This window comes from Gordonia sp. L191 (genome assembly GCF_030077625.1).
Classification (GTDB): domain Bacteria; phylum Actinomycetota; class Actinomycetes; order Mycobacteriales; family Mycobacteriaceae; genus Gordonia; species Gordonia polyisoprenivorans_A.
Map to the genome: position 1 here is coordinate 188,611 of NZ_CP125996.1, position 26,976 is coordinate 215,586.

At 67.6% G+C, this 26,976-nt stretch carries 23 protein-coding genes; 20 read left to right on the forward strand and 3 right to left on the reverse strand.

All coding sequences use genetic code 11. From position 1 onward, the window contains the following. The first annotated feature begins 40 nt into the window (after nt 1-40). From ftsH to lysS, 13 genes are all read left to right on the forward strand, one after another. The gene (gene ftsH, locus QNM97_RS00885) at nt 41-2,413 is read left to right on the forward strand and encodes an ATP-dependent zinc metalloprotease FtsH (protein WP_283821185.1); all 2,373 of its coding nucleotides are present in this window, start codon (nt 41-43) and stop codon (nt 2,411-2,413) included. A 37-nt stretch (nt 2,414-2,450) separates the two neighbouring features. Next, nucleotides 2,451-3,065, forward strand: a complete 615-nt coding sequence (gene folE / locus QNM97_RS00890) for a GTP cyclohydrolase I FolE (protein WP_283821186.1) — start codon at nt 2,451-2,453, stop codon at nt 3,063-3,065. After that, nucleotides 3,062-3,949, forward strand: a complete 888-nt coding sequence (gene folP, locus QNM97_RS00895; protein WP_502874970.1) for a dihydropteroate synthase — start codon at nt 3,062-3,064, stop codon at nt 3,947-3,949. The genes folE and folP overlap by 4 nt, the downstream gene beginning before the upstream one ends. Beyond that, on the forward strand, nt 3,949-4,320 hold the full coding sequence (gene folB / locus QNM97_RS00900) for a dihydroneopterin aldolase (protein WP_283821187.1): 372 nt from the start codon (nt 3,949-3,951) through the stop codon (nt 4,318-4,320). Before folP ends, folB begins: the two co-directional genes overlap by 1 nt. Before the next feature lie 74 nt (nt 4,321-4,394). Beyond that, entirely contained in the window at nt 4,395-4,886 is a 492-nt protein-coding gene (folK, locus tag QNM97_RS00905) for a 2-amino-4-hydroxy-6-hydroxymethyldihydropteridine diphosphokinase (protein WP_283821189.1), read from the forward strand. Further along, nucleotides 4,883-5,425, forward strand: a complete 543-nt coding sequence (locus QNM97_RS00910) for a DUF3180 domain-containing protein (RefSeq protein WP_283821190.1) — start codon at nt 4,883-4,885, stop codon at nt 5,423-5,425. Before folK ends, QNM97_RS00910 begins: the two co-directional genes overlap by 4 nt. A gap of 124 nt (nt 5,426-5,549) precedes the next feature. Further along, nucleotides 5,550-6,788 (forward strand): DUF6779 domain-containing protein, encoded by a 1,239-nt coding sequence (locus QNM97_RS00915; protein WP_283821191.1) that lies wholly within the window; start codon nt 5,550-5,552, stop codon nt 6,786-6,788. 191 nt (nt 6,789-6,979) lie between these two features. After that, the gene (locus QNM97_RS00920; RefSeq protein ID WP_283821192.1) at nt 6,980-8,029 is read left to right on the forward strand and encodes a Rossmann-like and DUF2520 domain-containing protein; all 1,050 of its coding nucleotides are present in this window, start codon (nt 6,980-6,982) and stop codon (nt 8,027-8,029) included. 13 nt (nt 8,030-8,042) lie between these two features. Continuing rightward, the gene (panC, locus tag QNM97_RS00925) at nt 8,043-8,963 is read left to right on the forward strand and encodes a pantoate--beta-alanine ligase (protein ID WP_283821193.1); all 921 of its coding nucleotides are present in this window, start codon (nt 8,043-8,045) and stop codon (nt 8,961-8,963) included. A gap of 73 nt (nt 8,964-9,036) precedes the next feature. After that, on the forward strand, nt 9,037-9,471 hold the full coding sequence (gene panD, locus QNM97_RS00930) for an aspartate 1-decarboxylase (protein WP_208792740.1): 435 nt from the start codon (nt 9,037-9,039) through the stop codon (nt 9,469-9,471). A 33-nt stretch (nt 9,472-9,504) separates the two neighbouring features. After that, nucleotides 9,505-10,305 (forward strand): type III pantothenate kinase, encoded by an 801-nt coding sequence (locus QNM97_RS00935; protein ID WP_283821194.1) that lies wholly within the window; start codon nt 9,505-9,507, stop codon nt 10,303-10,305. A 294-nt stretch (nt 10,306-10,599) separates the two neighbouring features. Beyond that, complete coding sequence (locus tag QNM97_RS00940; RefSeq protein WP_014361545.1) at nt 10,600-11,019, forward strand: hypothetical protein; 420 nt, start codon at nt 10,600-10,602, stop codon at nt 11,017-11,019. Nucleotides 11,020-11,117: 98 nt separating this feature from the next. Next, nucleotides 11,118-12,653, forward strand: a complete 1,536-nt coding sequence (gene lysS / locus QNM97_RS00945) for a lysine--tRNA ligase (protein WP_283821195.1) — start codon at nt 11,118-11,120, stop codon at nt 12,651-12,653. A 25-nt stretch (nt 12,654-12,678) separates the two neighbouring features. Here the strand turns inward: lysS and QNM97_RS00950 are convergent, their stop codons facing one another. Continuing rightward, the gene (locus tag QNM97_RS00950) at nt 12,679-14,199 is read right to left on the reverse strand and encodes a bifunctional aminoglycoside phosphotransferase/ATP-binding protein (protein ID WP_283821196.1); all 1,521 of its coding nucleotides are present in this window, start codon (nt 14,197-14,199) and stop codon (nt 12,679-12,681) included. Nucleotides 14,200-14,322: 123 nt separating this feature from the next. After that, nucleotides 14,323-15,870 carry a FadD3 family acyl-CoA ligase gene (locus QNM97_RS00955; protein ID WP_208792735.1) on the reverse strand — a complete coding sequence of 516 codons (1,548 nt, stop codon included), beginning with the start codon at nt 15,868-15,870 and terminating at the stop codon, nt 14,323-14,325. A gap of 43 nt (nt 15,871-15,913) precedes the next feature. Between QNM97_RS00955 and QNM97_RS00960 the strand changes: the two genes are divergently transcribed. From QNM97_RS00960 to QNM97_RS00990, 7 genes are all read left to right on the forward strand, one after another. After that, entirely contained in the window at nt 15,914-17,164 is a 1,251-nt protein-coding gene (locus QNM97_RS00960) for an acyl-CoA dehydrogenase family protein (protein ID WP_283821197.1), read from the forward strand. Beyond that, complete coding sequence (locus tag QNM97_RS00965) at nt 17,161-17,982, forward strand: SDR family oxidoreductase (protein ID WP_208792733.1); 822 nt, start codon at nt 17,161-17,163, stop codon at nt 17,980-17,982. The genes QNM97_RS00960 and QNM97_RS00965 overlap by 4 nt, the downstream gene beginning before the upstream one ends. A gap of 26 nt (nt 17,983-18,008) precedes the next feature. Then, nucleotides 18,009-19,163, forward strand: coding sequence for an acetyl-CoA C-acetyltransferase (locus QNM97_RS00970; RefSeq protein ID WP_283821198.1), 1,155 nt, complete (start codon nt 18,009-18,011; stop codon nt 19,161-19,163). Between the two features lie 297 nt (nt 19,164-19,460). Beyond that, nucleotides 19,461-20,969 carry an aldehyde dehydrogenase family protein gene (locus QNM97_RS00975; protein ID WP_208792731.1) on the forward strand — a complete coding sequence of 503 codons (1,509 nt, stop codon included), beginning with the start codon at nt 19,461-19,463 and terminating at the stop codon, nt 20,967-20,969. A 108-nt stretch (nt 20,970-21,077) separates the two neighbouring features. Continuing rightward, nucleotides 21,078-21,611: a TetR/AcrR family transcriptional regulator gene (locus tag QNM97_RS00980; RefSeq protein ID WP_283823063.1), complete on the forward strand. Its 534-nt coding sequence runs from the start codon at nt 21,078-21,080 to the stop codon at nt 21,609-21,611. 60 nt (nt 21,612-21,671) lie between these two features. Next, nucleotides 21,672-23,498: an ABC transporter ATP-binding protein gene (locus QNM97_RS00985; RefSeq protein WP_283821199.1), complete on the forward strand. Its 1,827-nt coding sequence runs from the start codon at nt 21,672-21,674 to the stop codon at nt 23,496-23,498. After that, the gene (locus tag QNM97_RS00990; protein ID WP_283821200.1) at nt 23,495-25,252 is read left to right on the forward strand and encodes an ABC transporter ATP-binding protein; all 1,758 of its coding nucleotides are present in this window, start codon (nt 23,495-23,497) and stop codon (nt 25,250-25,252) included. Before QNM97_RS00985 ends, QNM97_RS00990 begins: the two co-directional genes overlap by 4 nt. On the opposite strand, the gene QNM97_RS00995 is transcribed toward QNM97_RS00990, so the two are convergent. Further along, nucleotides 25,238-26,845: an AMP-binding protein gene (locus QNM97_RS00995; protein WP_283821201.1), complete on the reverse strand. Its 1,608-nt coding sequence runs from the start codon at nt 26,843-26,845 to the stop codon at nt 25,238-25,240. The genes QNM97_RS00990 and QNM97_RS00995 overlap by 15 nt on opposite strands. Nucleotides 26,846-26,976 lie beyond the last annotated feature (131 nt).

Here is a 26,976-nt window from a genome sequence, read left to right on the forward strand (position 1 = left end):
CCGGTCGGGTGTCACCACCGCCGACCAACCCCTCACTGGCATGAACCGCAAGACAGTCTTCCGCAATCTCGCCATCGTGGCGGTCATCGTGCTCGCCTTTTGGGGCTGGAGCGTGTGGCGCGACAATGATCGCGACTACACGGCCGTCGACACCTCGGTCGCGTTGACGCAGCTCAACACGAAGAACACCAAGTCGATTCAGATCGACGATCGTGAGCAGCAGCTGCGTATCGAGACCAATACGCCGGTCAAGGTCGGCGACGACGAGTCGACCAAGATCTCGACGAAGTATCCCTCTGCGGCGAGCGAGGAGATCTTCAACGATGTCAAGGCGACCGGTGCGCCGTATCAGACGAATGTCAACGAGCAGTCGGTGTTCTGGCAGATCATGATCTTCCTGCTGCCGATGTTGTTGCTGTTCGGTTTGTTCTTCTTCGTGATGAGCCGCATGCAGGGTGGTGGTCGCGGCGGCGTGATGGGCTTCGGTAAGTCGCGTGCCAAGCAGCTGACGAAGGACATGCCGAAGACCACGTTCTCCGATGTCGCCGGCGCGGATGAGGCTGTGGAGGAGCTCTACGAGATCAAGGACTTCCTGCAGAATCCGACGCGTTATCAGGCGCTCGGCGCGAAGATCCCGAAGGGCGTGTTGCTCTACGGCCCGCCGGGTACCGGTAAGACGTTGCTGGCTCGGGCGGTCGCCGGTGAGGCCGGGGTGCCGTTCTTCACGATCTCGGGTTCGGATTTCGTCGAGATGTTCGTCGGTGTCGGTGCCTCTCGTGTGCGCGATCTGTTCGAGCAGGCCAAGAACAACAGTCCGTGCATCATTTTCGTCGACGAGATCGATGCGGTCGGACGTCAGCGTGGTGCGGGTCTCGGCGGTGGTCACGACGAGCGCGAGCAGACGCTCAACCAGCTGCTCGTCGAGATGGATGGCTTCGGTGACCGGCAGGGCATCATCCTGATCGCGGCCACCAACCGTCCCGACATCCTCGATCCGGCGTTGCTGCGGCCGGGTCGGTTCGACCGGCAGATCCCGGTCGGCAATCCCGACATGGCGGGGCGTCGCGCGATCCTGCGTGTGCATGCCAAGGGCAAGCCGATCGATTCCGACGCCGATCTCGATGGTCTGGCGAAGCGGACGCCGGGTATGTCGGGTGCCGATCTGGCCAACGTCGTCAATGAGGCGGCGTTGCTGGCCGCGCGCGAGAACAAGCACACGATCACCGCGGAGATGCTCGAGGAGGCCGTCGACCGTGTGATCGGTGGGCCGCGACGCAAGAGCCGCATCATCAGTGAGCACGAGAAGAAGGTCGTCGCCTATCACGAGGGTGGGCACACGCTGGCCGCGTGGGCGATGCCCGATCTCGACCCGATCTACAAGGTGACCATCTTGGCCCGTGGGCGTACCGGCGGTCATGCGCTGGCCGTTCCCGAGCAGGACAAGGACATCATGACCCGCTCGGAGATGATCGCCCGGCTGGTGATGGCGATGGGTGGTCGTGCCGCCGAGGAGTTGGTGTTCCACGAGCCGACGACGGGCGCGTCGTCCGACATCGATCAGGCGACGAAGATCGCGCGCGCGATGGTCACCGAGTACGGGATGAGCGCCAAGCTCGGTGCGGTCCGGTACGGCCAGGAGCAGGGCGATCCGTTCCTTGGCCGTTCGATGGGCAACCAGACCGATTATTCGGCCGGGGTGGCCGGAGAGATCGACGAGGAGGTGCGCCGGCTGATCGAGGCCGCGCACACCGAGGCGTGGGCCATCCTTTCGGAGTACCGCGACACCCTCGATGTGCTCGCCAGTGAGTTGCTGGAGAAGGAGACGCTGACCCGCAAGGATCTGGAGAAGATTTTCTCGCAGGTCGAGAAGCGGCCGCGGATCACCACTTTCAACGATTTCGGTGAGCGCACGCCGAGTGACAAGCCGCCGGTGAAGACGCCGGGTGAGCTTGCGATCGAGCGTGGTGAGCCCTGGCCGCCGCCGGAGCCGGTGAAGGTTCCCGAGCCGGTCGGTGCGGGCGGTCCTCCCGGAGGGCAGCCCGGTGCGCCGGCGTATCCGCCGCAGGCAGCGCCCGGATATCCGCATCCGGGTCAGTTCCCGCCGCAGCAGAATCCGTATCCGCCGCAGTCCTATCCGCCCCAGTCCTATCCACCGCAGTCGTATCCGCCCCCGTACCCGCCGCAGGGGCAGCCGCAGCCGGGTCATCAGGCCGGTACGTGGCCGGATTATGGCGCCCCGCGTGATTGGTCGGCGCCGGGTTGGCCGCCGCGCGAGCAGGGCCCCGGGGTCAACGGCGGCACCGAGCCCAATGGCGCAAACGGCTACGGGGGCAACGGGAATGGCTCGGGAACGAACGGGCATTCCGGGACGCCGGGCGAGACCGGCAAAGATGTGAACGGTACCGGCGCCTGAGTCCGGTGACGACTCGAGGCGATCGAAGGGGACGGAAGTGACGACACTCGACCAGCGGGGTCCGGAATCGGCTGCGGAGCCGGTGCGGGAGTTCGATCAGGCTCGGGCCGAGGCCGCGGTGCGCGAATTGCTTCTCGCGATCGGCGAGGATCCTGATCGGGAAGGGTTGCGGCGCACCCCGACCCGTGTGGCGAACGCGTATCGGGAGATGTTTGCCGGGCTCTACACCGATCCGTCGGAGGTGCTCGCGACGACGTTCGACGAGGACCATGACGAGCTGGTGCTGGTCAAAGACATCCCGCTGTATTCGACGTGCGAGCATCACCTGGTGTCCTTTCACGGGGTGGCACACATCGGTTACATCCCGGGTGTCAGCGGTCAGGTCACCGGCCTGTCCAAGTTGGCGCGATTGGTCGACCTGTATGCCAAGCGTCCGCAGGTGCAGGAACGTCTCACCAGTCAGGTCGCCGATGCTCTTGTGCGACGGCTCAATCCGCGCGGTGTGATCGTCGTGATCGAGGCCGAGCACCTGTGCATGGCCATGCGCGGCATCCGTAAGCCGGGGGCGCGGACCACCACGTCGGCGGTTCGTGGCCTGTTCAAGACCAGTGCGGTCTCGCGGGGCGAAGCGCTCGACCTCATCACCCGGTGAGTTCCGCGCCGACCCAGGTGATGGGCATCATCAACGTCACCGCCGATTCGTTTTCCGACGGTGGCCGTTACCTGGATCTCGACGCCGCGCTCGCGCACGGGCAGCAACTGCTCGATGACGGTGCCGATCTCATCGATGTGGGCGGTGAGTCCACCCGGCCCGGCGCTGTTCGCGTCGATCCGGAGATCGAGACGGCACGGGTCGCGCCGGTGATCTCCGCGCTGACCGATCTCGGGGCGACGGTTTCGGTCGACACGATGCGCGCCTCGGTCGCCGCGGCTGCGATCGAGGCCGGTGCGCGCATCGTCAACGACGTCTCCGGTGGCCGTGCCGACGCCGACATGGCCCGTGTGATGGCTGATGCCGGACTGCCGTGGATTCTCATGCACTGGCGTCCGGCCGGGGACGATTCCGACGCCGGACGTCGCTTCACCCACCGGGTCGATGACGTGGGTGGCTATCACGATGTGGTCGCCGAGGTCAGCCGCGAATTGCTCGGTCAGGTCGATGCCGCCGTCAGTGCGGGCGTCGATCCGGACCGCATCATCCTCGACCCGGGTCTGGGGTTCGCCAAGACCGCCGATCACAATTGGGCGCTGTTGCACGCGTTGCCGACGTTCGTCGGTCTGGGCTTCCCGATCCTCATCGGCGCCTCCCGTAAACGATTTCTGGGCACGTTGTTGGCTGTCGGCGGCGCCGACCGGCCACCTGCCGGTCGGGATGTCGCGACCGCAGCGGTGTCGACTCTCGCCGCGGCCGGTGGGGCGTGGGGGGTGCGGGTCCACGATGTCGCGGCGAGCCGTGATGCCGTGCTCGTGGCCGCGGCCTGGCGAGCAGGTCGATGCGGGCGGGTACACGCCCACGTACAGGCAGGGGAGCGCTGATGGCCGATCGGATCGAGCTGAAGGGCCTGCGGGTCCGTGGCAATCACGGTGTCTTCGAGCATGAACGCGTCGACGGTCAGCTCTTCATCGTCGATGCCACATTGTGGGCCGACCTGCGTGCCGCGGCGGCCAGTGACGACCTCGCCGACACCGTCGATTACGGTGCTCTGGCTCATCAGATCCACTCGATCGTCGCAGGCCCGGCGCGGAATCTGATCGAGACGGTCGGCGCCGAGATCGCCGATGCGGTGATGGACGACGAGCGAATCCTGGCCTGCGAGATCGTCGTTCACAAGCCGTCGGCGCCGATCCCGTTGGCCTTCGACGACGTCGCCGTGGTCACCCGTCGGTCACGGAAGTCGGTCAAGTGACCGTTCTTCGGACTCCGTTACCGGCAGGCCACAGCCGTGCGGTGCTGTCCGCGGGGTCCAACGTCGGTGATCCGATGGCCACTTTGCGGATGGTGCCCGATGGGTTCGCCGCGGCCGGCCCCGATATCCGCGTCGTCGCCGTGTCCGACGTGTACGCCACCGCACCGTGGGGCGGGGTCGAGCAGGACGATTTCTGCAACATCACCGTGGTGGTGGAGGGCAAGCGCGAGCCGCGCGACTGGCTACGGATCGGTGCCGGGTTGGAGCAGCGCGCGCACCGCACCCGCGAGGTGCGATGGGGGCCCCGCACCCTCGACGTCGACGTCATCACCGTCGAGACCGCCGACGGGGCCGTCCGCTCCGACGACCCCGACCTCGCGCTGCCGCATCCGCGAGCTCATCAGCGGGCGTTCGTGCTGCTGCCGTGGCTGCAGATCGACCCCGACGCCGAACTCCTCACCGAGACCGGTTCCCGGCGGGTCGACGAGTTGTCGGCTGCGCTGCCCGCCGACGAGCGTGACGGGGTCCGCCGGATCGGGCCGCTGGCGAGAAGCGAAGTGCGATGAGCGAGCCCTCTGCCCCCAAGAAGGACGACGACGAGCATCAGGGGATGGGTCCGACCAAGCCCCTCGATCTGGCCCTCGTGGCCGTCATCGTCGGCGTCACCGCGTGGATTCTGGTGCGCTACAACTACTCCAGCGTCCCCCCGATCCCGGCGTTGGCCGGCATCGTGCTCTATGTCCTCGCTGTCATCGAGGCGGTCACCGGGTTCATCGTGCGCGCGCGTGTCGAGGGCAAGCAGGTCGGCCGGGCCCGAGGGCAGTTGCACCCGCTGACCGCGGCGCGGGTGGTCGCGCTGGCCAAGGCATCGGCGATTCTCGGGGCGATCGCCACCGGATTGTGGGGCGGGATGCTCGTCTTCCTGCTGAATCAGACCGGCGTGACGGCAGCCGAGCACGACACCCCGGCCGCGGTCGTCGGACTCATCGGGGGTGTGCTGCTCACGGTCGCCGCGCTGTGGCTCGAATACTGTTGTCGTGCGCCCGACGACCCCGACGACAATTCCGTCAACGGCAACGGTCACACGCGACCGGGCCCGGCCTGACAGTCCCCGGCGGCACCGGCGTGCGCGACGGGTGACGGTCACGCCGCCATAGCGCATCGACGATTCGTGACTCTCCGCCGGGCTTGTACACCCAAAGACAGGTCAACGGGTAAGTTGCACAGATATGACGACCTCCACCGGCCGCTCCTCGGACACCCGGCGCGCCGGCCGCTCGGTCGGCCAGTGGCTGCTGGGGCTGCTGATCGTGCTGGCCCTGGCGGCCAGCATTCTGATGATCTTCACCGACAATCTGTCGATCTCGGGCAGCCTCGCGGTCATCGCGGCACTGTGGGCCGCGGTCATCGGGGCGATCCTGGTGACCCGATTCCGCAAGCAGGCCGAGACCGCCGAGGCCAAGAGCCGTGATCTGAGGCTCGTGTACGAACTCCAGCTCGAACGGGAGATCGCTGCGCGTCGTCAGTACGAACTGGACGTGGAGACCACCATCCGCAAGGAGGTCGCCGCCGAATCCGGTGCCGAACTCGCCTCCCTCAAGGAGCAGGTGATTTCGCTGCGCGCCAGCCTCGAACGGCTGCTCGGCGAGGCACTTCCCGATGACCAGGTCGCGCTGCCCAACGAGAAACTGCGCGAACTCGCTTCCGGCCTCGGTGGCGGCGGGCTCGACCCCAACCAGTACGCGGCACCGTACGGGAATTCCGGACGTGGTGACTCGGCCTTCGGCGGCCATGGTGGCGCCTACGGCTCGCAGGGGTATGTGCCGGACCAGTACCGTCCGGAAGGCTTCGGCGCCGCGGACTTTCACGCCCGCGACGACGGTGTCGTCGCCGCACGCGACTTCGCCGAGACCGTTCCGGCCGCCGACGACGGCCGTCACGTGGAGCGCACTGCCGACCCCAACGAGATGACCGAGGTCATCCCCATCGTCACCGACGACCCGCTGTCGGGGCGGTTCGGCACATCGACGGCCGACCGCGGACAGGAGTCCGCGACGTCGGAGCAGTCCGGTCCCGATCAGCCGGGTCCCGAGCAGTCCGGTCAGGAGGCTGTCGCAGAGCCCGCGGCGTTCGTCGACGAGACCCCGACCGACGAATGGGATCGGCCCGCCGAGGTGTCCACGCCCGCGGCGGGGGCTGCCGAGGCTCCCGGGAACCGGGCTGCCGATGCGTCCGGCCCGATTCCCGCGTGGTCGCCCGGTCGGCACGAAACCGCCGGCACGGCAACCGCATTCGGTGGCGGAGGGCGCCGACGACGCCCCGAGGAGCAGCCGGAGCCGGTGGCTGTCGAGGATCCCGCCGACGACGCGGACAGCGCGCATTCCAACGGACTTCCGGTGTCGGAACTGCTCAAGCAGCTCCGCGACACCGACGCCGCGGGCGGCGGGCGTCGCCGTCGTCGCGACTGATCGCGTTCTCCGCAACACCGCGCCTGTTGTTCGACTCCGCGCGGTGAGCCCCGTCACACGAGATGGATCCGGGCTGTCGAGAACGCCTACCCTGACTCTGCAACGTCCGGTACCCGGCCGTCGCGGCACCCCACACCCGCTGTGGATGCCGCCCGGCAGCCCTCGGGACTGGAACGACCCGGAGGACAGTGGTGACCTCGTCGAACGATGACGCCCGTGCGGCGTCTGCCGACCCACCCGGATCGAGAGGATCCGGGCACGCCCACCACAGCGCCCCGATACCCGGGATCAGCAACCTCCCCACCCCCGCCCGACTGACCGTCGGCATCGTGTCCGCCGGACGAGTCGGCACGGCGCTCGGGGAAGCGCTCGAACGTGCCGGACACGTGGTCGGTGCCGTCGTCGCGCGTTCACCGCAATCGCGCCGCCGGGTCGAGCAGCGGCTGCCGGAGTCGGCGATCCTCGACCTCGCCGACGTGGTGTCCCGGTCCGAACTCCTCCTCATCTCGGTGCCCGATTCCGTCCTGCCGACCGTGATCGCCGACATCGCCGCCACCGGAGCGTTGCGTCCGCGCACCCTGGTGGCCCACACCGCGGGGGCGCACGGCGTCGGCATCCTCGCCCCGCTGACCGCGCTGGGCGCAACCGGACTCGCGATCCACCCGGCGATGACCTTCGTCGGCACGGCCGACGACACCTCGCGGCTGGCGCGGGCGTGCTTCGGGATCACCGCGGGCGACGAGGTCGGTGACGCGATCGCCGCGGCCCTCGTCATCGAGATGGGCGGTGAGCCGGTGCGGGTGGCCGAGACCGACCGCACCCTCTATCACGCGGCGCTCGCCCACGGTGCCAACCATCTGGTCGCACTCATCAGCGATGCGGTGACCGCTCTCAACCACGCGATCGCCGGTCCCGCGGGCACGGGACAGTCGACTGCGACCGTCGATGGGAACCCGGTGCGCCTGGCCGAACGCATCCTCGGGCCGCTGGTGACCGCGTCACTGCACAATGTGCTCGACCTCGGTGTGTCGGCGTTGACCGGCCCGGTCGCGCGCGGGGACGCCGCCGCCGTCGACGCACACCTCGCGGCCCTGCGGGCACTGCCCGGTGCCGATTCCGATGCCGACGGTGCAGTTACCGAAGACGATTCGATCGCGGAGGCCTACCGCGTACTGGCCCGCCGTGCCGCCCACCAGTCGGATGCGCCGCAGGCGGTCTTCGATGCCCTGAGGCCCAGATGAATACGGAGCAGCGATGAGTGCCCATGTGATCGCCGACGAGGCGAACCTCTTCACCCCCGGAACCCTGACGGTGCACCGCGATCCGGCGGCGCTGCACCGGGTGAGCGCAGCACTGCGCAGCACCGGACGCCGTGTCGCCCTGGTGCCGACGATGGGTGCCCTGCACGCCGGGCACCTCGAGCTGGTCCGCACGGCCAAGGAACGCGGCAACACCGTCGTGATCGTGTCGATCTTCGTCAATCCGCTGCAGTTCGGCGCCGGCGAGGACCTCGACGCCTACCCGCGGACCTTCGACGCCGACCTCGAGCTCCTGGCGCCGCTGGGGGTGGAACTGGTCTTCGCCCCCACCGAGGCGGCGATGTATCCCGACGGCCGGCGCACCATGATCCATCCCGGACCTGCCGGTGACATCCTCGACGGCGCCTCGCGCCCAGAGCATTTCGCCGGAATGCTCACCGTCGTCAACAAACTTCTGCACATCGCGTCGCCACACGCGGCGTACTTCGGGGAGAAGGACTACCAACAACTGGTGCTCATCACCCAGATGGTCGCCGACCTGAACATGGACGTCGAGATCGTCGGCGTGCCCACCGTCCGCGAGGCCGACGGCCTCGCGATGAGTTCCCGCAACCGCTACCTCTCCGCCGAGCAGCGGGAACTCGCCACCACCCTGTCGGCCGCGCTGACCGCGGGCTCGCACGCCGCACCCAAGGGCGCCGACGCCATTCTGGCTGTGGCACAGGAGGTTTTGTCTTCGGTGCCCGACATCGAACTCGACTATCTCGCCCTGCGGGGCCGTTCGTTGGAAGAACCGCCGGACAAGGGACACGGGCGGTTGCTGGTCGCGGCCCGCCTCGGCGCGGCGCGGCTGATCGACAACGTCGGCGTCGCGATCGGACTGAGCCTCGAAGAACGCGAGGCCAGGTCCGAATGACCAGTCGACAACCGTTCTGACACACGAGATCCCGTCTCTGACACCCCTGCCCACGACTCCGGAGGAACCGCACATGCTGCGCACCATGATGACCTCGAAGATCCACCGCGCCACCGTGACCCAGGCCGACCTGCACTACGTCGGATCGGTGACCATCGACGCCGACCTGCTCGAGGCCGCCGACCTGCTCGAGGGTGAGCAGGTCACGATCGTCGACATCACCAACGGGGCCCGCCTCGAGACCTACGCGATTGCCGGTGAACGCGGTACCGGGGTCATCGGGATCAACGGGGCCGCAGCACATCTCGTCCATCCGGGCGACCTGGTGATCATCATCGCCTACGGCATCCTCGACGAGCGGGAGGTCGCCGAGTACGCACCGCACGTCGTCTTCGTCGACGAGCACAACCGGGTTCTCGAGCAGGGCACCGACCCGGCCCGCGCACCCGAGGGATCGGGATTGCGTGATCCCCGGCATGCCGACGACCTCGCCGCCACGCATGCGTGACGTCGGCCACCTTCTGACGGTCGGCACCCGCTGATGCTGCTCACCGTCGAGATCGGCAACACGAATACCCATCTCGGTGTGTTCGCCGGCGCGGGCGCTCATGCGCGGTTGGTCCGTGACTGGCGTCTGCACACCGAACCCGCACGCACCGCAGACGAATTGGCGTTGCTGATCCAGGGGCTCCTCGGCTCCGACATCGAGCAGGTCACCAGCGTCGCGGCCTTGTCGACGGTTCCGTCGCTGCTGCGCGAGGTGCGGGTGATGGTCGGCCGGTACTTCGACAACCCGCACAACGTCATCCTGGAACCCGGTGTGCGCACCGGGGTTCCGCTGCTGGTCGACAATCCCAAAGAAGTGGGGACCGACCGCGTCGCGAATTGCCTTGCGGCCTATCACACCTACGGCGGGCCGACCATCGTGGTGGCGTGCGGGACGGCGACCGTGGTCGACGCGGTGTCGGTCAAGGGCGAGTTCCTCGGGGGCGCCATCGCACCCGGCGTCGACCTCGGAGTCGAGGCGCTCAGCGAACACACCGTCACCGTGCGCAAGGTGGAGTTGATGCCGCCGCGCAGCGTCCTGGGCAAGAACACGGTCGAGGCCCTGCAGTCGGGCATCCTGTTCGGATTCGCCGGTCAGATCGACGGCCTGGTGAACCGCATCCGCAGCACGGTCGCCGGTTTCGACGGCGACGACGTCACCGTCGTGGCGACCGGTTATCTGGCACCGCTGATGTTCGACGAGTGCTCGACGCTGACCACCCACCACACCCATCTGACCCTCGAGGGCCTGCGCCTGGTGCACGAACGCACCAAGGCGGCCGTGCGACGCAAATAGCGCCGACGGCGCCCACCACAGCGCCGACGGCGCCCACCACTGCGTCGACAGCGCCTACCACAGCGCCGACAGCGCCCGTCACCCCGTCGACAGCGCCTACGCGAGGCAAGCAGATCGACTTTTGCTCGCCCGGTGCACAAAACCCCGCTGACCCTGGACCGCCGGCGTTCACTGTGGCAAACTGTCCGACGTGATCAAGAGCTGTCAGGAGTGTTGTCAGGGCTGAGTCCGCATCTGCGGCCGCCCTCCTTCGCGCTCCCCGCTCACTTTTCGATCACTCGAGGTTTTCTCACCATGACCGCATCGGTCCAGGTTCTCGCACCCGTCTCTGCCCCCGCACCCAACGGTCCGCTGTCGCTGCAGGTCAGCCACTATGCCGAGGCTGTCGCATCGGGAGCTGTTCCCGTCGACATCCGCAGCCACCGCAAGCGTCAGGCCGACGGGGCATTGATCGGGGCACTCGCACTCGACGCCGCCGAGGCACTCGATCTGCTCACCCCCGGATCGCCGACGGCACTGCGCTCGGCCACCCACGACGCCCGCTGGATTCTCGTCTCCGACGACGGCCACGAAGCCGAATGGCTGAGCTGGCATCTGCAGGCGCGCGGGGTGAGCGGAGCGGTCTTCGTGGTCGGCGGTCACCGCGGCCTGCGACGGGCCGGGATCAACGGCCGGATCAGCCAGGCCGAGCTCGACATCTTCTCCGTGCACTGACAGCGGGGCACTGACAGCGGGGCCCTGATGGCGGGCGCACCGAACGGGCAGCTCGCCGAACTTGGTGGACGCCACCGCCACCGAATACGCTCACGGACGTGAGTGACGCGCCCGACGAGACGATTGCCGACGAGCAGACCCCCGAGCAACTCCGCATCCGGCGGGAGAAGCGGGAACGGATTCTCGACGAGGGCCGTGAGGCCTACCCGGTGGCGATCCCGCGCACGCATGCACTTTCGGAGATCCGTGCACAATTCCCCGACTTGGAGGCCGGCACCGAGACCGGTGAGATGGTCGGCGTCGCCGGCCGCGTCATCTTCCTTCGCAACAAGGGCAAGCTCTGCTTCGCCACGCTGCAGGAGGGCGACGGCACGCAACTGCAAGCGATGATCTCCTTCAACGGCGTCGGTGAGGAGTCGCTCGGGCGCTGGAAGGCCGAGGTCGACCTCGGCGACATCGTCTTCGTCCACGGTCAGGTGATCAGCTCCCGCACCGGGGAGCTGTCGGTGATGGCCGACGCCTGGGAGATGGCGTCGAAGTCGTTGCGTCCCTTGCCCGTCGCGCACAAGGAGATGAACGAGGAGACCCGGGTGCGGCAGCGCTACGTGGACCTCATCATGCGGCCGGAAGCGCGCTCGATCGCCCGCACCAGGATCTCGGTGATGGCCGAACTGCGTGCAGCCCTGGGCAAGCGCGGATTCCTCGAGGTTGAGACGCCGATGCTGCAAACCCTGCACGGTGGCGCCGCGGCCCGGCCGTTCGTCACCCATTCCAACGCCTTCGACATCGACCTCTACCTGCGGATCGCGCCGGAACTGTTCCTCAAGCGCTGCATCGTCGGCGGTATCGAGCGCGTTTTCGAGATCAACCGCAACTTCCGCAACGAGGGCGCCGACTCCACGCATTCGCCGGAGTTCGCGATGCTCGAGACCTATCAGGCCTACGGCACCTACGACGACGCCGCGGTCATGACTCGTGAACTGGTCCAAGAGGTTTCGCAGGGCGCCTTGGGAACGCTGACGCCGACGATGGCCGACGGCGAGCTCTACGACCTCTCCGGCGAGTGGACGTCGTTGCAGATGTATCCCTCACTGTCGGAGGCGCTCGGGCAAGAGATCGTGCCCGACGGTGGCGCCGATCATCCCGGCACCACCGTCGACGAGCTGCTGGACATCGCGGCAAAGGTCGGTCTGGAGATCCCGAAGGGCAAGGGCTACGGGCACGGCAAACTCGTCGAGGAGTTGTGGGAGCACATGGTCGGCGAGAAGCTCTCGCAGCCGGTGTTCGTCCGTGACTTCCCGGTCGAGACCTCGCCACTGGTCCGTGCGCACCGTAGCGTTCCCGGCGTCGTCGAGAAGTGGGACCTCTACGTCCGCGGATTCGAGCTGGCCACCGGCTATTCCGAGCTCGTCGACCCGGTCATCCAGCGTGCGCGCTTCGTCGACCAGGCACGTCTGGCCGCCGCCGGCGATGACGAGGCCATGCGCCTCGACGAGGAGTTCCTCACCGCCATGGAGTACGGCATGCCGCCGACCGCGGGCACCGGCATGGGCATCGACCGGCTCCTGATGGCGCTGACGGGTCTCGGCATCCGTGAGACGATCCTGTTCCCGCTGGTCAAGCCGATCAGCTGAGAAGTAGGGGAAGAGTGTTCTTCCCCTATTCTTTCGTTCGTCCCCGGGAGATTTCCTGCGGACGAACGGAATTCTTCAGGAAGAACGACGGGTCGGCGTGCGCGTCGACGTGGGTCCACTCATCCGGCGGTTCGAGTGTCGCGGTCTGCCGCCTCGCCACTTCCTCGTCGGCGTCGGAGGCGTCGGGTCCTCGATCGACGATGCGGGAGATGCGTTCGGCCTCATCGAGTTCCAGCCACCATCCGGTGAAGTCGACGCCGGTCTCGGTGGCCACCGCGGCGATCGCCCGCTGCTGGGCGGCACTGCCGAAGACGGCGTCGGCGACGACGCTCATGCCGCCTGCGAGATCCGTTGTGGCCAGCCGGTTCAGCTCGTCGTAGACCGCCGCCCGGGCCTGCGGTGTGTAGGCCGAGTGCGGGAGCTTTTCGGTCTCGCCGACACCGGCGAGCCGCTTGCGCAGGACGTCGGTGCGCAGGATTCGTACACCCGGCGCGGGCTCGAGATCGCCACCGATCGCGCGGGCGACGGTGGTCTTCCCGGTGCCCGACCCACCGCCGATCGCCATCAGCCGCGGCGCGACCGGCTCGGTGAACCCCAGGGCGAGCGACAGGTAGCGCGTGACGTCGTCGACGGCGTCCGCGGCCGCGCTGACGTGCGCACGGACCGTCGCCCGCACGGCGAGCATGATCGGCAGCAGACAGAATCCGTCCTCGTCGTCGGGGGAGCGGTCCAGGTACTGGTTCACGACGACGTTCGCCTCATGTCGTAGGTCCCGCGCCCACAGATCCATCAGCAGAAACGCAAGGTCGTAGAGGACGTCGGTGGTCGCCATCTCCTCGTCGAACTCGAGGCAATCGAAAGGGACGGGACGGTCATCGATGATCGCGATGTTGCCCAGGTGCAGGTCACCGTGGACACGTCGCACCCGCCCTTGGCGGGCCCGGGCGTCGAGAATCGAGGAGCGCTCGGCGATCATCGCGGTGATCCGGCCCGTCAGACGCTGCGCCGCAGCGGGATCGATGACGTCGGGGAACGCCGACATGCTCGCCAGGTTCCCGTCGACGACCTCCTGCAACCGGGCTGTACCGTGCGGATCGCCACGGATCGGTGAGGTCGCATGGAGGTCGACGACGCTCTCGGCGAGGGTTCGCAGAAAGGCGTCGTCGAGGTTGCCGGGCGCGGCCCGGTGGACCAGAAGTGCGTCGTCGTCGAAGCGCGTCATCTCGAGGACCCAGTCGACGGTCTCGCCGGGTCCGTCGAGCGTCACCGACCCGTCATCGGCACGTCGGATCGCATGCACCGCCCGATAGACCTCCGGCGCGAACCGGCGATTGAGCGTCAGCTCCTGCTGCAGGACGTCGTGGCGCAGTTCAGGGGTGGAGAAGTCGAAGAACCGCAGGCGCACAGGGCGTTTGATCTTCCACGCGCGGGTGCCGTTGAGGAAGACGACGGCGCCGTGGGTGACGATCCGATTGGTGGGCAGGTCGGGGTCGAGAGCGCCTGCCGCGGTGAGGAGCTCGGTCGTGGGGTCGGGGTTGGTCGACACAGTCCCATCCGACCACAGTCGCTCGGATCGTGCCGAGCGGGCCCTCGCGCGGTTCTTCCCCTACTGTTCGGTTCTTCCCCTGGAAATCTCCAGGGGAAGAACTGAAAGGTAGGGGAAGAACCCTCACCCCAACTCGCGCTTCAGGATCTTCCCGGCCGCATTCCGTGGGAAGGCGTCGAGGAACACCACCGACCGCGGTACCTTGAAGTTCGCCAGATGTTCACGGGCGTAGGCGATCACACGGTCGTCGTCGAGGTCGGCGTCGTCGCGGACGGTGAGATAGGCCCGGCCCACCTCGCCCAGTCGGTCGTCGGGGACGCCGATCACCGCGGATTCGGTGACACCGTCGAGGCGGGCCAGGGTCTGTTCGACCTCGGCCGGATAGACGTTGAAGCCGCCGCAGATGTACATGTCCTTGAGGCGGTCGGTGATCCGCAGGTTTCCGCGCTCGTCGATGGTGCCGATGTCACCGGTGTGCAGCCAGCCGTCGGCGTCGATCGCCTCGGCCGTCGCCTGGGGGTTGTCGAGGTAGCCGCGCATGACCATCTTTCCGCGCGCGAGTACCTCACCCTGCTCTGACACCGCGATCTCCATGCCCTCGAAAGCGCGCCCGCAGGTGGTTGCGACGGTCTCGTCATCGTCGTCGGGGGTGCAGGTGGAGACGAACCCGCTGGCCTCGGTCAGCCCGTAGGCGGTGATGACGGTGTTGACGCCGAGGTCACGCTGGATGCGTTCGACGAGGACCACCGGAACTATCGCGGCGCCGGTGACCACCAGCCGAAGTGACGAGAGATCGAGGCTCTCGCGGGCGGGGTCGTCGAGGATGGTCTGGAAGATCGTCGGCGCTCCCGGGAAGACGGTGATCCGTTGCGCAGCAACCTGCTTCATCGCCTCCGCGGGCGAGTACACGGCTTGCGGGAACATCGCCGACCCGAACAGCACGCATGGCAGGATGCCGGCCTTGTAGCCGAAGGTGTGGAAGTACGGGTTCACCATGAGGTAGCGGTCGTCGGGGGACAAGCGGCCGTTGGCGCCCCACGCGTGTGAACCCGCGATGGTCTGCTGATGTTCGGCCAGTACGCCTTTGGAGATGCCGGTGGTTCCCGAGGTGAACAGGATGTCGGAGAGGTCATCGGGTGCGACGGCGTCGGCGCGCGCCCGGGCCTGCGCGCGGGTCTCGTCGGTGGCGAGGTCGAGGAAATCGTCCCAGTCGAGTGCGCCGTCCGGCGCGGCGTCCTTGTCCGACAAGCCAATCCGGACCACGAGCGCGGGCATGGCGTCGCGATGGGTGGTCATGAGTTCGGCGGCGTGATCGGCTCCGAGGAACTCGCCGGAGACGACGACGGCACGCACCCCTGCCCGCGCGATCACGTCGACGGCCTCGCCGGCGGTGTAGCGGGTGTTGAGTGGCACGAGTACCGCACCGGCGTAGTGGATGCCGAGCGCCGCGACCGGCCAGTGATGACTGTTGGGTGACCAGACCGCGACCCGATCCCCGTGCTCCACGCCCGACGCGATCAGGGCGGCGGCCGTATCGACGACCCGATCGTGCAATTCCGACCACGAGTACTCGACCGGACTGCTCCACTGGGTATCGACGAGGGCGAGACGATCCGGCCACTCGCGGGCCGCCCGACGCAGCGCGGACGGGGTCGTCGAGACGCTCTCCATGCTCCCCAACCTAGCACTTGCTTGGTGGGTTATGCTAGCGGCCATGACCTCGATCGATCTCGCCGACAGATCCCTGGATCTCGGCGAATGGGCAGCTCGGACGCCCGACGCCGACGCGGAGTTCGCCGCGGCGGTCCGGGGGTGGCTCGAGGCGAACCTCGTCGGGAGCTTCGCCTCGTTGCGTGGTCGGGGTGGTCCCGGCAGTGAGCATGAGTTCTTCACCGAGCGCCTCGAGTGGGATCGTTACCTCGCGCGCGCCGGATGGACCTGTCTGGGCTGGCCGACGCGCTACGGCGGGCGCGGTGCCACGCTGGCCCAGCGCATCATCTTCCACGAGGAGTACGCGCGCGCCGACGCGCCCGCCCGGGTGAACCATCTCGGCGAAGAGCTTCTCGGGCCGACGCTCATCGAATTCGGGACCGAGGAGCAGAAACAGCAATTCCTGCCCGGCATCGTCGACGTGACCGAACTCTGGGCGCAGGGCTACTCCGAGCCGGGCGCCGGCTCGGATCTTGCCGGCGTGGCGACCACGGCGAGTCCGGCCGACGGACGGTGGCAGATCAACGGACAGAAGATCTGGACGTCCTTGGCGCACGTTGCGCAATGGGCGTTCGTGCTGTGTCGCACCGAGCCCGGCTCGACGCGGCACAAGGGGCTGAGCTTTCTGCTCGTCCCCCTCGACCAAGAGGGAATCACCGTCCAGCCCATCCAACAACTCACCGGCACATCGGAATTCAACGAGGTGTTCTTCGACGACGCGGTCACCGATGCCGACAACATCGTCGGCGAACCCGGCGACGGCTGGAAGGTCGCCATGGGGCTGCTGCAATTCGAGCGCGGCGTCTCCACGCTCGGCCAGCAGGTCGGTTTCGCGCGCGAGCTCGACGCCGTCACCGATGTCGCGCGCGGCAACGGTGCCCTCGACAACCCCGAGATCGCCACCCGCATCGCGCGCGCCGGTATCGGCCTGCGGGTGATGCGAGCCCATGCGCGGGCGGTGCTCGACGGTGTCCCCGGTGCCGACTCGGTCGGAAAACTCTTGTGGTCCAACTGGCATCGCGATCTCGGTGAGCTGGGAATGGCCGTGCGCGGAGCGTCGGCGTTGATCGGACCCACCACGACAGCCGAGGGTGCGACCAACGACCTCACCGATCCCGAACACGTCGAACTCGACGAATGGCAACGGCTGTACCTGTTCACCCGCGCCGACACGATCTATGGCGGCTCGAATGAGGTGCAGCGCAACATCATCGCCGAGCGCGTGCTCGGTCTACCGCGAGAGGCCCGTGCATGACCACCCCGGACACCGAGAACCGTCGTTCACCGTTGGCCGACCCGCCGGTGGAGACGCCCGGACACGGACTCCTGTTGGGCCGCAAGGTCGTGGTCACCGCGGCCGCGGGGACCGGCATCGGATTCGCCACCGCCCGAAGGGCACTGCTCGAAGGCGCCGACGTCCTCCTCAGCGACTGGCACGAACGCCGGCTCGGCGAGGCCGCCCAGAAACTGTCCGAAGAGTTCGGCGACCGGACGGTCGCGCAGGTGACCTGCGACGTCTCCGACACCGCGCAGGTGGACGCGTTGATCACCCATGCCGCAGATGAACTCGGCCGCATCGACGTCCTGGTCAACAACGCCGGGCTCGGCGGCGAGACGCCGGTCGCCGATATGACCGACGAACAGTGGGACCGCGTCGTTGACATCACCCTCAACGGCACCTTCCGCGCCACTCGTGCTGCCCTGCGCTACTTCCGGGCCGTCGAACACGGCGGCGTCATCGTCAACAACGCCTCGGTACTGGGCTGGCGTGCCCAACGCGGACAAGCCCACTACGCCGCCGCCAAGGCCGGTGTGATGGCACTGACCCGTTGTGCCGCAGTCGAAGCCGCCGACTACGGGGTGCGCATCAATGCGGTCGCGCCGTCGATCGCCAAGCATCCCTTCCTGGCGAAGGTCACCAGCGACGAACTGCTCGACGAGCTCGCCGCGCACGAAGCCTACGGGCGTGCCGCGGAGGTCTGGGAGGTCGCGGCCACCATCGCGATGCTCGCCAGCGACTACACCACCTATCTCACCGGCGAGGTCGTCTCGATCTCCAGCCAGCGAGCCTGAACCCCGATCACATACCAGGAGAACCGATGTCACCCCAGGCCTACATCGTCGACGCCGTCCGCACGCCGGTCGGCAAGCGCAACGGCTCGTTGGCCAAGACCCATCCCGCCGACCTCGGCGCCCACGTCATCACCGCGATCCTCGAACGCACCGGCATCGATCCCATGATCGTCGACGACGTCGTCTTCGGATGCGTCGACGCCATCGGGCCGCAGGCGGGCAACATCGCCCGCACCGCGTGGCTCGCCGCCGGTGGGCCGCTCGCCATCCCGGGCACCACCGTCGACCGGCAGTGCGGATCCTCGCAGCAGGCCATCCATTTCGCCGCGCAGGGCGTGATGAGCGGTACCCAGGACGTGGTGCTCGCCGGCGGCGTGCAGAACATGAGCGCCATCCCGATCAGTCAGGCCATGATCGCCGGCCAGGAGTTCGGATTCACCACGCCGACAGCCGAATCCGTCGGCTGGCGGGAACGCTTCGGTGACGCCGAGATCTCACAGTTTGCTGGCGCCGATGCGATGGCGGAGCGCTGGGACATCAGCCGCGAGGACATGGAGGCGTGGGCGCTGCAGTCACATCAGCGTGCGCGAGCGGCCATCGCCGCGGGTCATTTCGACAACGAGCTCGCGCCGCTCGGTGACTGCGTCGTCGACGAATGTCCGCGCGAGACGTCGCTGGAGAAGATGGCCGGACTCGCGCCGTTGGCGCAGGGCTCGCGCCTGACCGCCGCCGTCGCCTCGCAGATCTCCGACGGCGCGTCGGCCGCGCTCGTGGTGTCCGAGAAGGCGTTGGCCGACTACGGGCTGACCCCGCGGGCCCGCATCCATCACCTCTCGGTGCGCGGCGACGACCCGGTGATGATGTTGTCCGCACCGATCCCAGCGACCGCATACGCACTGGAGAAGACCGGCCTGTCCATCGACGACATCGACGTCGTCGAGATCAACGAGGCGTTCGCCTCGGTGGTGCTGGCCTGGCTCAAGGAGACCGGCGCCGACCCGGCGAAGGTCAACCCCAACGGCGGTGCCATCGCCCTCGGCCATCCGCTCGGAGCGACCGGTGCCAAGCTCGTCGCCACGCTGCTGAACGAACTCGAACGCACCGGCGGCCGCTACGGCCTGCAGACGATGTGCGAGGGCGGCGGCACGGCCAACGTGACCATCATCGAGCGGCTGGGCTGACCCGCAAACCCGCCCGACCCGCCGACAGCGCCCGCCACGACGCCGAGAGCGCCCGCCACGACGCCGAGAGCGCTTTGCTGGGCGCTGTCGACGCCACGCCGAGCGCTGTCGGCGCAAACTCGAGCGCCGTGGGCGCAAAATCGAGCGCTGTCGGCGATGTGAGGAGCGCTGTCGCGAGGGATCTGGGAACACGTGTAGCCACATCACTGTGACGTGACGCATACTATGGAGGAACGAGCGAGCGAAAACGTCTCAGCGACGGTCGCGAGACGCCGCTCGACCTTGGGAGGGTGGCGAATGACCAAACCTGCTGACGTGACCAGCAAGATCGAGGGACGTGTCTCGTCCGAAGCGCATTCGATGACCGAACTGCTCGAGATCCAGCGTGCGGCCTTCCTGCGGGACGGCATCCCGGACGCGGCGACCCGCATCGACCGCATCACCCGGCTCTCGTCGCTGCTGCTCGATCACGGTGACGAGATCGCCGAGGCGCTGACCGTTGACTTCGGTTCGCGGCCACGGGAACTGAGCATCGCCGCGGACGTCGCAGGCTGCATGATCGACCTGACCCACCAGCGCCGCGGGGTCAAGGAGTGGATGGCCGATTCGGTCTCGGCGCGGGTACAGGGAGCTCTCGGCTTCAAGCAGCGGGTGCGTCATGATCCGCTGGGCGTCGTCGGCATCATGGGCCCCTGGAACTTCCCGCTGCAGCTGACCTTCGTGCCCGCGGCGTCGGCGTTCGCGGCCGGTAACCGTGTGCTGATGCGGCCGTCGTCGATCACCGCGCGCACCACCGGCGTGATCGCCAAGTACGCCCCCGACTACTTCTCGATCGAGGAACTCGCGGTCATCACGCCCAAGCACGGGTCGGGATCGGATTTCGCGAAACTCAAGGTCGACCACATGTTCTTCACCGGCTCGCCCGAGGTCGGTTCCTCGGTGGCCCAGGAGGCCGCCAAGAACCTGGTGCCGGTCACCCTCGAGCTCGGCGGCAAGAACCCGGCCGTCGTCGACGTCTCCGCCGACATCGACAAGGCGGCGAAGATGCTGGCCGACGCCCGCATGGTCAATGGTGGTCAGGTCTGCCTGTGCCCCGACTACGTCTTCGTGCCGGAGGCCAAACTCGGTGAGTTCACCGACAAGGTGATGGCCCGCTGGACCGCCAACTTCGCGACGATCTACGACAACCCCGAGTACACCTCGACGATCAACCAGAAGAACTACGAGCGGATCGTCGGGCTGATCGACGACGCGGTCTCACTCGGTGCCGAGAAGCGACAGGTCGTCCCCGGTGGCGAACCGTTGCCGTCGGCCGAGCGTCGCAAGATCCCGCCGACCCTGCTCACCGGGGTCAAGTCGGGGATGAAGATCACCGAGGACGAGGTCTTCGGTCCGGTGCTGACGGTGTACCCGTACCGGGATCTCACCGAGGCGATCAGCTACATCGCCGGCCACCCGCACCCGCTGACGATGTACTGGTGCGGCGACGACAACGACAACTTCGCGCGGCTGGCCGACAACACCCGCAGCGGGTCGATCAACGGAAACGATTTCGCGCTGCACATGTTCGGTGCCGAGCTGCCGTTCGGTGGCATCGGGCGCAGCGGGATGGGCAGTTATCACGGCAAGACCGGTTTCGAGACCTTCAGTCATGCACGCGCCGTGGCCTTCTCGACGATGCCGTTCACCGTGGCCGAGATGATGTCGCCGCCGTTCACCAACCGCGACAAGAAGATGGCCAACGGCCAGCTGAAGCTGTGGACCAAGCTCAACGCGCGAGCGCAGAAGAAGGTGCGCAAGCGCTGAAACCTCTCACGGGAGCCACCCTCGTACCCAAGCGCTTGCTAGGGTACGGGGGTGGCGCCACGTAACGGAACTTCCCGACGCGACGAACTGCTGACGACGGCGAGTCGGATGTTCGCGGAGCAGGGTCTGCGGTCGACGACGGTGCGCGACATCGCCGATGCCGCAGGTATTCTCTCGGGGAGTCTCTATCACCACTTCGATTCCAAGGAGTCGATGGTCGACGAGATCCTGCGTGGCTTCCTCGATGGTTTGTTCGCCCGCTATCAGCAGATCGCCGACGCCGATCTGTCGGCCGCCGAGACGTTGCGGCAGTTGGTGATTGCCTCATTCGAGTCCATCGACGCAGATCACCATGCGGTGGCCATCTATCAGGACGAGGCCAAACGGCTTGCGCCGCAAGACCGTTTCTCCTATATCGGTGACCGCAATGAGGAGTTTCGCGGTCTGTGGCATTCGGTGCTGACGCGCGGGGTGGCCGATGGCGAGTTCCGTGCCGATCTCGACGTCGAACTCGTCTACCGCTTCTTGCGTGACACGGTGTGGGTGGCGGTCCGCTGGTATCGGCCGGGCGGATCGCTGAGCGTGGAGCAGATCGCCGACCAATACTTGTCCGTGGTCCTCGACGGGATACTCCCGCGCTGAGGCTCCCTCTCAACTTAGGTAACCCTTGCTCCGGGCGTCGGTCCGCGTTAACGTACGCGTATGACAACGGTGGAGGGGTCCACGGAGGACCGGACGGAGCTGGACCGGAGCGCGCTGCGTGAGTTGTTGCAGCCTGTACGCGCCCGCATTCGGGTGGCTCAGCTGCTGCAGGTGATCGCCTCGGCGGCAACTGTCGTCCCGTTTGTCGGGATCGTCGAACTGGGTCGGACCCTGCTGCTCGACGGACCGGTGCAGACCGCGCGGGTCTGGTGGATCGTGGCGATCGTGATCCTCGGCCTGATGGCACGGGCGGTGTTCGGCGGTGCGGCGCTCGGTGTCACCCACTACGCCGACGTCGACCTGCAGGTGATACTCCGTCGTCGGATCACCGCCAAGCTGGGTCGGCTCCCGCTCGGCTGGTTCGGGACGACGAGCTCGGGTCGGGTGCGTCAGACCGTGCAGAACGACGTCGGTGAACTCCACTACCTCGTGGCCCACGCAGACGTGGAAACCACTGCGGCAGTGGCCACCCCGTTGTTCGCGCTCATCTACTGCTTCGTGCTCGACTGGCGTCTGGGCCTGCTGGCCGTCGCGACCCTCCCGCTGTATGCGATCGCGTACGCCTGGATGGTGCGCGACATGACCACGCAGCAGGCCAAGATGAACGCAGCACTGGCCCGCATCAGTTCGACCATCGTCGAATTCGTCACCGGCGTCGCCGTCGTCAAGACCTTCGGCCAGACCGGACGGGCGCACAAGGCGTTCCTGCGCGCCGCCGACGAGTTCAACGACGACTTCGCGGGGTATGTGGGGCCGATGCTGCGTATCGAGGCGCTCGCGGCGATGATGCTCTCCGCGCCGCTGATCCTGCTGGTCAATCTCGCCGGTGGGTACTGGTTCGTGGACGCGGGCTGGGTCGGGGCGATCGACGTCCTCGGTGCCACCCTCATCGCGATGGTGCTGCCGTCGACACTGATGGCGGCGATGATGGCCATGCACAGCAGGCAGGGCGCGGCGGCTGCGGCCGGCCGCATCGTCGGATTGCTGACGTTGCCCGAACTTCCGATGACCACCGAACCGGCTGTGCCCGAGAGCAATCGGATCGAGATCGACGAGGTGCACTACTCCTATCCGACCGAGGGATCAGCCTCCGGTACGCGCGCCCTGCAGGGCGTGAGCATGACGCTGGAGCCCGGCACCCTGACCGCGCTGGTCGGTCCGTCGGGGAGCGGCAAATCGACTCTGGCGACCCTGATCCCGCGGTTCGTCGACCCCGACGCCGGGGCGGTACGCATCGGTGGGGTCGACGTCCGTGACATCGACCCGCAGGTCTTGTATCGACATGTCGGCTTCGTGCTGCAGGATGTCGCGCTGCTCGACATGAGCGTCGCCGACAACATTGCGCTCGGTCGTCCCGACGCCACCCGCGCCGAAGTGGAGTCGGCGGCGCGCGCGGCGCGGATTCACGATCGGATCACCGAGCTGCCCGGCGGCTACGACACCCGGGTCGGTACCGACGCCCACTTCTCCGGCGGTGAGGCACAGCGTGTGGCGATCGCGCGAGCACTGTTGTGCGACACCCCGATACTGATCCTCGACGAGGCCACCGCGTTCGCCGACCCCGAGTCCGAAGCCGATATCCAGCAGGCGATCTCGTCGTTGATCGCCGGCCGGACGGTACTCGTCATCGCGCACCGGCTCGGCTCGATCACCCACGCCGACACCATCGTCGTCCTCGACGAGGGTCGGATCGTCGAGCGGGGACGTCACGACGATCTCGTCGCTGCCGGTGGCACATACGCCACCATGTGGCGGGCCTGGCAGGGCCACCCCGCATCAGGCCCTGCAGGCACTGCCGCGACAGAACCGACAAGAGCTCTCCGATGATCCGTGGTTACCTGCGCATTCTCGGTGACGAGGCCGGGCGCATGTATGTCTTCCTCGCGTGGGCGATCGTCTACGGACTCGCCCAGGGCGCAGCGATGTTGCTGATGGTCCCCATCGCCCGCGACCTCTTCGACGGTGACCTCGCCGGCGCCGGCCACTGGCTGTTGGTATTGGTGCCGGTCGTGGTGATCTGTTGCGTCACCTTCTATCTGCAGTCGCTGATGGCGATGCGGATGGCAGTACACACCATGCGTTCCCTGCATCACCGGCTCGGTGATCATCTGGTGACGTTGCCGCTGGGGTGGTTCACCCGCGACAAGACCGGATCGGTCTCGCAGATCGCGGTCAAGGGAACGATGTTCGTCGGCAGCGCGGGTGCGCACCTGATGACGCCGGTCGTCACCAACCTCGTCGGGTCGGCGACCGTCGTGGTCGGCTTGTTCTTCTTCGACTGGCGTATCGGAGCGACCGCCGCGCTCGGCGCGGTGGTCCTGTGGGTGGCGGGCCTTCGTGCGAGTGCGATGATCGCCGACGCCGAGGCGCAGAATCACGGCACCGCGGTCGAGGTCAACAACCGGGTTCTCGAACTCGCCCGGTATCAGCCGACCCTGCGTGCGTTCGGGGCGGCGGGCTCGGACTACCAGCCCCTCGAGGACGCGCTGGACCGTCAGCATCGGGTGGGCCGGAAGATGATGGGTCGCTCGGTCCCCGGTCTGCTGCTCAATGGTGTTGCCGTACAGGCGGTGTTCACGACCATCCTGATCGTCGGCGCCGCTCTCGCGGTCACCGGTCACGTCGAGGCCGCGTTGCTGATGGCGGTGTTCGGGTTGGCCGCGCGCTTCACCGACCCCATTTCCGAACTGGCCGAACTGGGGTCGGCGATGCGGATGTCGACCGCCGAGATCCGGCGCATCACCGACATCCTCGACACGCCGCCGATGCCGGCGCCGCCGAGCCCGGTCGCCCCCACCACGCGGGGGTCGCTCGAATTGTCCGGCGTCGATTTCGGTTACGGCAGTGCTGACGACGACCGGTCCCCGAAGACGTTGCACGGCATCAATTTCCGAGTTCCGGCCGGATCGATGACGGCGCTGGTCGGCCCGTCCGGGTCGGGTAAGACCACGATCACCCGGCTGATCGCACGGTTCTACGACGTCGACGCGGGAACGGTGCGGGTCGGTGGCGTCGACGTCCGAGAGCAGGACACCGCAACCCTGATGGCGCAGCTGGCGTTGGTCTTCCAGGACGTGTACCTCTTCGACGACACCCTGTGGGAGAACATACGTGTCGGACGGCCCGACGCCACCGACGACGAGATCCGGGCGGCCGCAACGACTGCCGGGGTCGATTCGGTGGTGGACCGTCTTCCCGGCGGCTGGGATACCCGGGTCGGGGAGGGTGGCTCGGCGCTCTCCGGTGGCGAGCGCCAGCGTGTGTCGGTCGCCCGGGCGTTGGTCAAGAGCGCACCGATCGTGCTGTTCGACGAGGCCACCAGCGCGCTCGACCCGGAGAACGAGGCGCATGTGGCGGCATCGATCCGTGAACTCGCCACGCAGAGCACGGTTTTGGTGATCGCGCACAAGATCTCGACCGTACTCGCCGCCGATCAGATCGTGGTGCTCACCGCAGACGGTCGCGTCGACGACATCGGCCGCCACGACGAACTGTTGGCGCGCGGTGGCACCTACGCCGAGTTCTGGACGCGACGCAACGCCGCGGCGGGGTGGACGATGACGGTCTCAGCCGACGTGTGAGTTGCCGGCGGTCACCTCGTCGAGCCAGGCGCGGGTGACCTTTCCGGTTGCGGTGCGGGCGATCTCGCCGACGAAGACGATGTCGCGCGGGACACGTGAGCGCGACAGTTCCCGGCCGATGTGTTCCTGGAGCGCCGCGTCGTCGACGTCGTGGCCCGCGCGGCGGGCGACCACCGCCGAGAGCCGTTGACCGAAGTCGACGTCATCCACGGTGAAGACCGTGGCGTCGGCGACACCGGGGTGGCGGTGCAGTGCGAGTTCGACCTCTTCGGGGTAGACGTTCTCGCCGCCAGAGACGATCATCGAGTCCGATCGACCGCGGATGTACAACCGGCCGGCGCCGTCGAGGTAACCGGTGTCGCCGGTGGCAACCATGCCGTCGACGCTGTGTGTGGAGCTTCCGTCGGTATACGAACGCATCTGGGCTCCGGTGCGAACGTAGATGTCGCCGACCCGTCCGGGGCCGACGGGCGTGCCGTCGATGAGGATCGCCACCCGGACACCGAGCGGAGCGGACCCGGCGCAGGACGGGTCGTGCGCGAGGTCGGCGGGGGTGGCGATGGTGATGTAGGAGACCTCGGTGGCGCCGTAGAGGTTGTGCAACACCGGGCCGAACCGGTCGGTGACGGCGGTGACGAGATCGGGGTCGAGTCGTGCGCCGCCCGACCCGATGATGCGCAGACGACCGGAAAGTGGTTGCAGGACCGCGTCGTCGAGATCCATGATCCGCTTCAGCATGGTCGGTACCGCGACGAAGGCGGTGCAGTTCTCGGCGAGCATCGTTGCCACGGCACGCTCGGCGGAGAACCGCCCGTCGAAGACGAGGGTGGCGCCGGCGAGGAGGCCGGTGAGGGTGGCGATCAGGCCCCATCCGTGAAATGCCGGTGGCGCCAGGTAGATCACGTCGGATCGCTGTAGCGGGATCTTCTCCAGCAGGCCGGCCAGTGTCGAGAGCATGGTCAGCGGAGAACTGCTGCGGGCTGCGCCGCGGGGTACACCGGAGGTCCCGGAGGTGAGGATGACCAGCTCGGGATTGCCATGCGCGCGTGGGGGAATGGAGTCGTCGGCGGCGGCGAGCACCGATTCGAGGTCTTCGGTGCGGATGGTGCGTACTCCCGTGAGTTGAGAGAGCCGGCCGGTGAATTCGTCATCGTGGAGCAACAGATCGATGTGCTCGCGCTCGCATACGGTCGTCAGCTGCACAGAACCCATGTCGGTGTTGAGAAAGACCACCCGAACACCGCCGGCGAGAGCTCCGAGCAGGGCGATCACCAGCTGCGCGCTGTTGCGGCACATGATGCCGACGGTCGGGCGGTTGCCGGTGGTGTCGAGCTCACGCAACACCGTGATCCACCGGCGGGTGGCGGTGGCGAGGTCGCGGTAGGTGAGCGGAACCCCGCGGTCGACGACGGCGACCGAATCGCCGTACCGGGCGGTGAGCACCTCGGTCAGCATCGCCCCACCTCCGGTGCGCGCGGCTCGCAGTGTGGCGGGTAGCTCGGCCGGGCCGGGCAGGATGCCGGCGCGGGCGAGCCTGCCCGCGGCGCGGAGTTCGACGGCGATCCGGCGCAGGCCGGCGAGGCTGGGGGTCACCGACAGAATTCTGCCTCAAAGAAACGAATCGATCAATGTGTGCCAACGATGGAGCGGATGGATGGCGATCGGTTCCCCATGGTTGGACGACCTAGTAATTTGTGAGGTCGACAACACCCCGCGGGCAACGG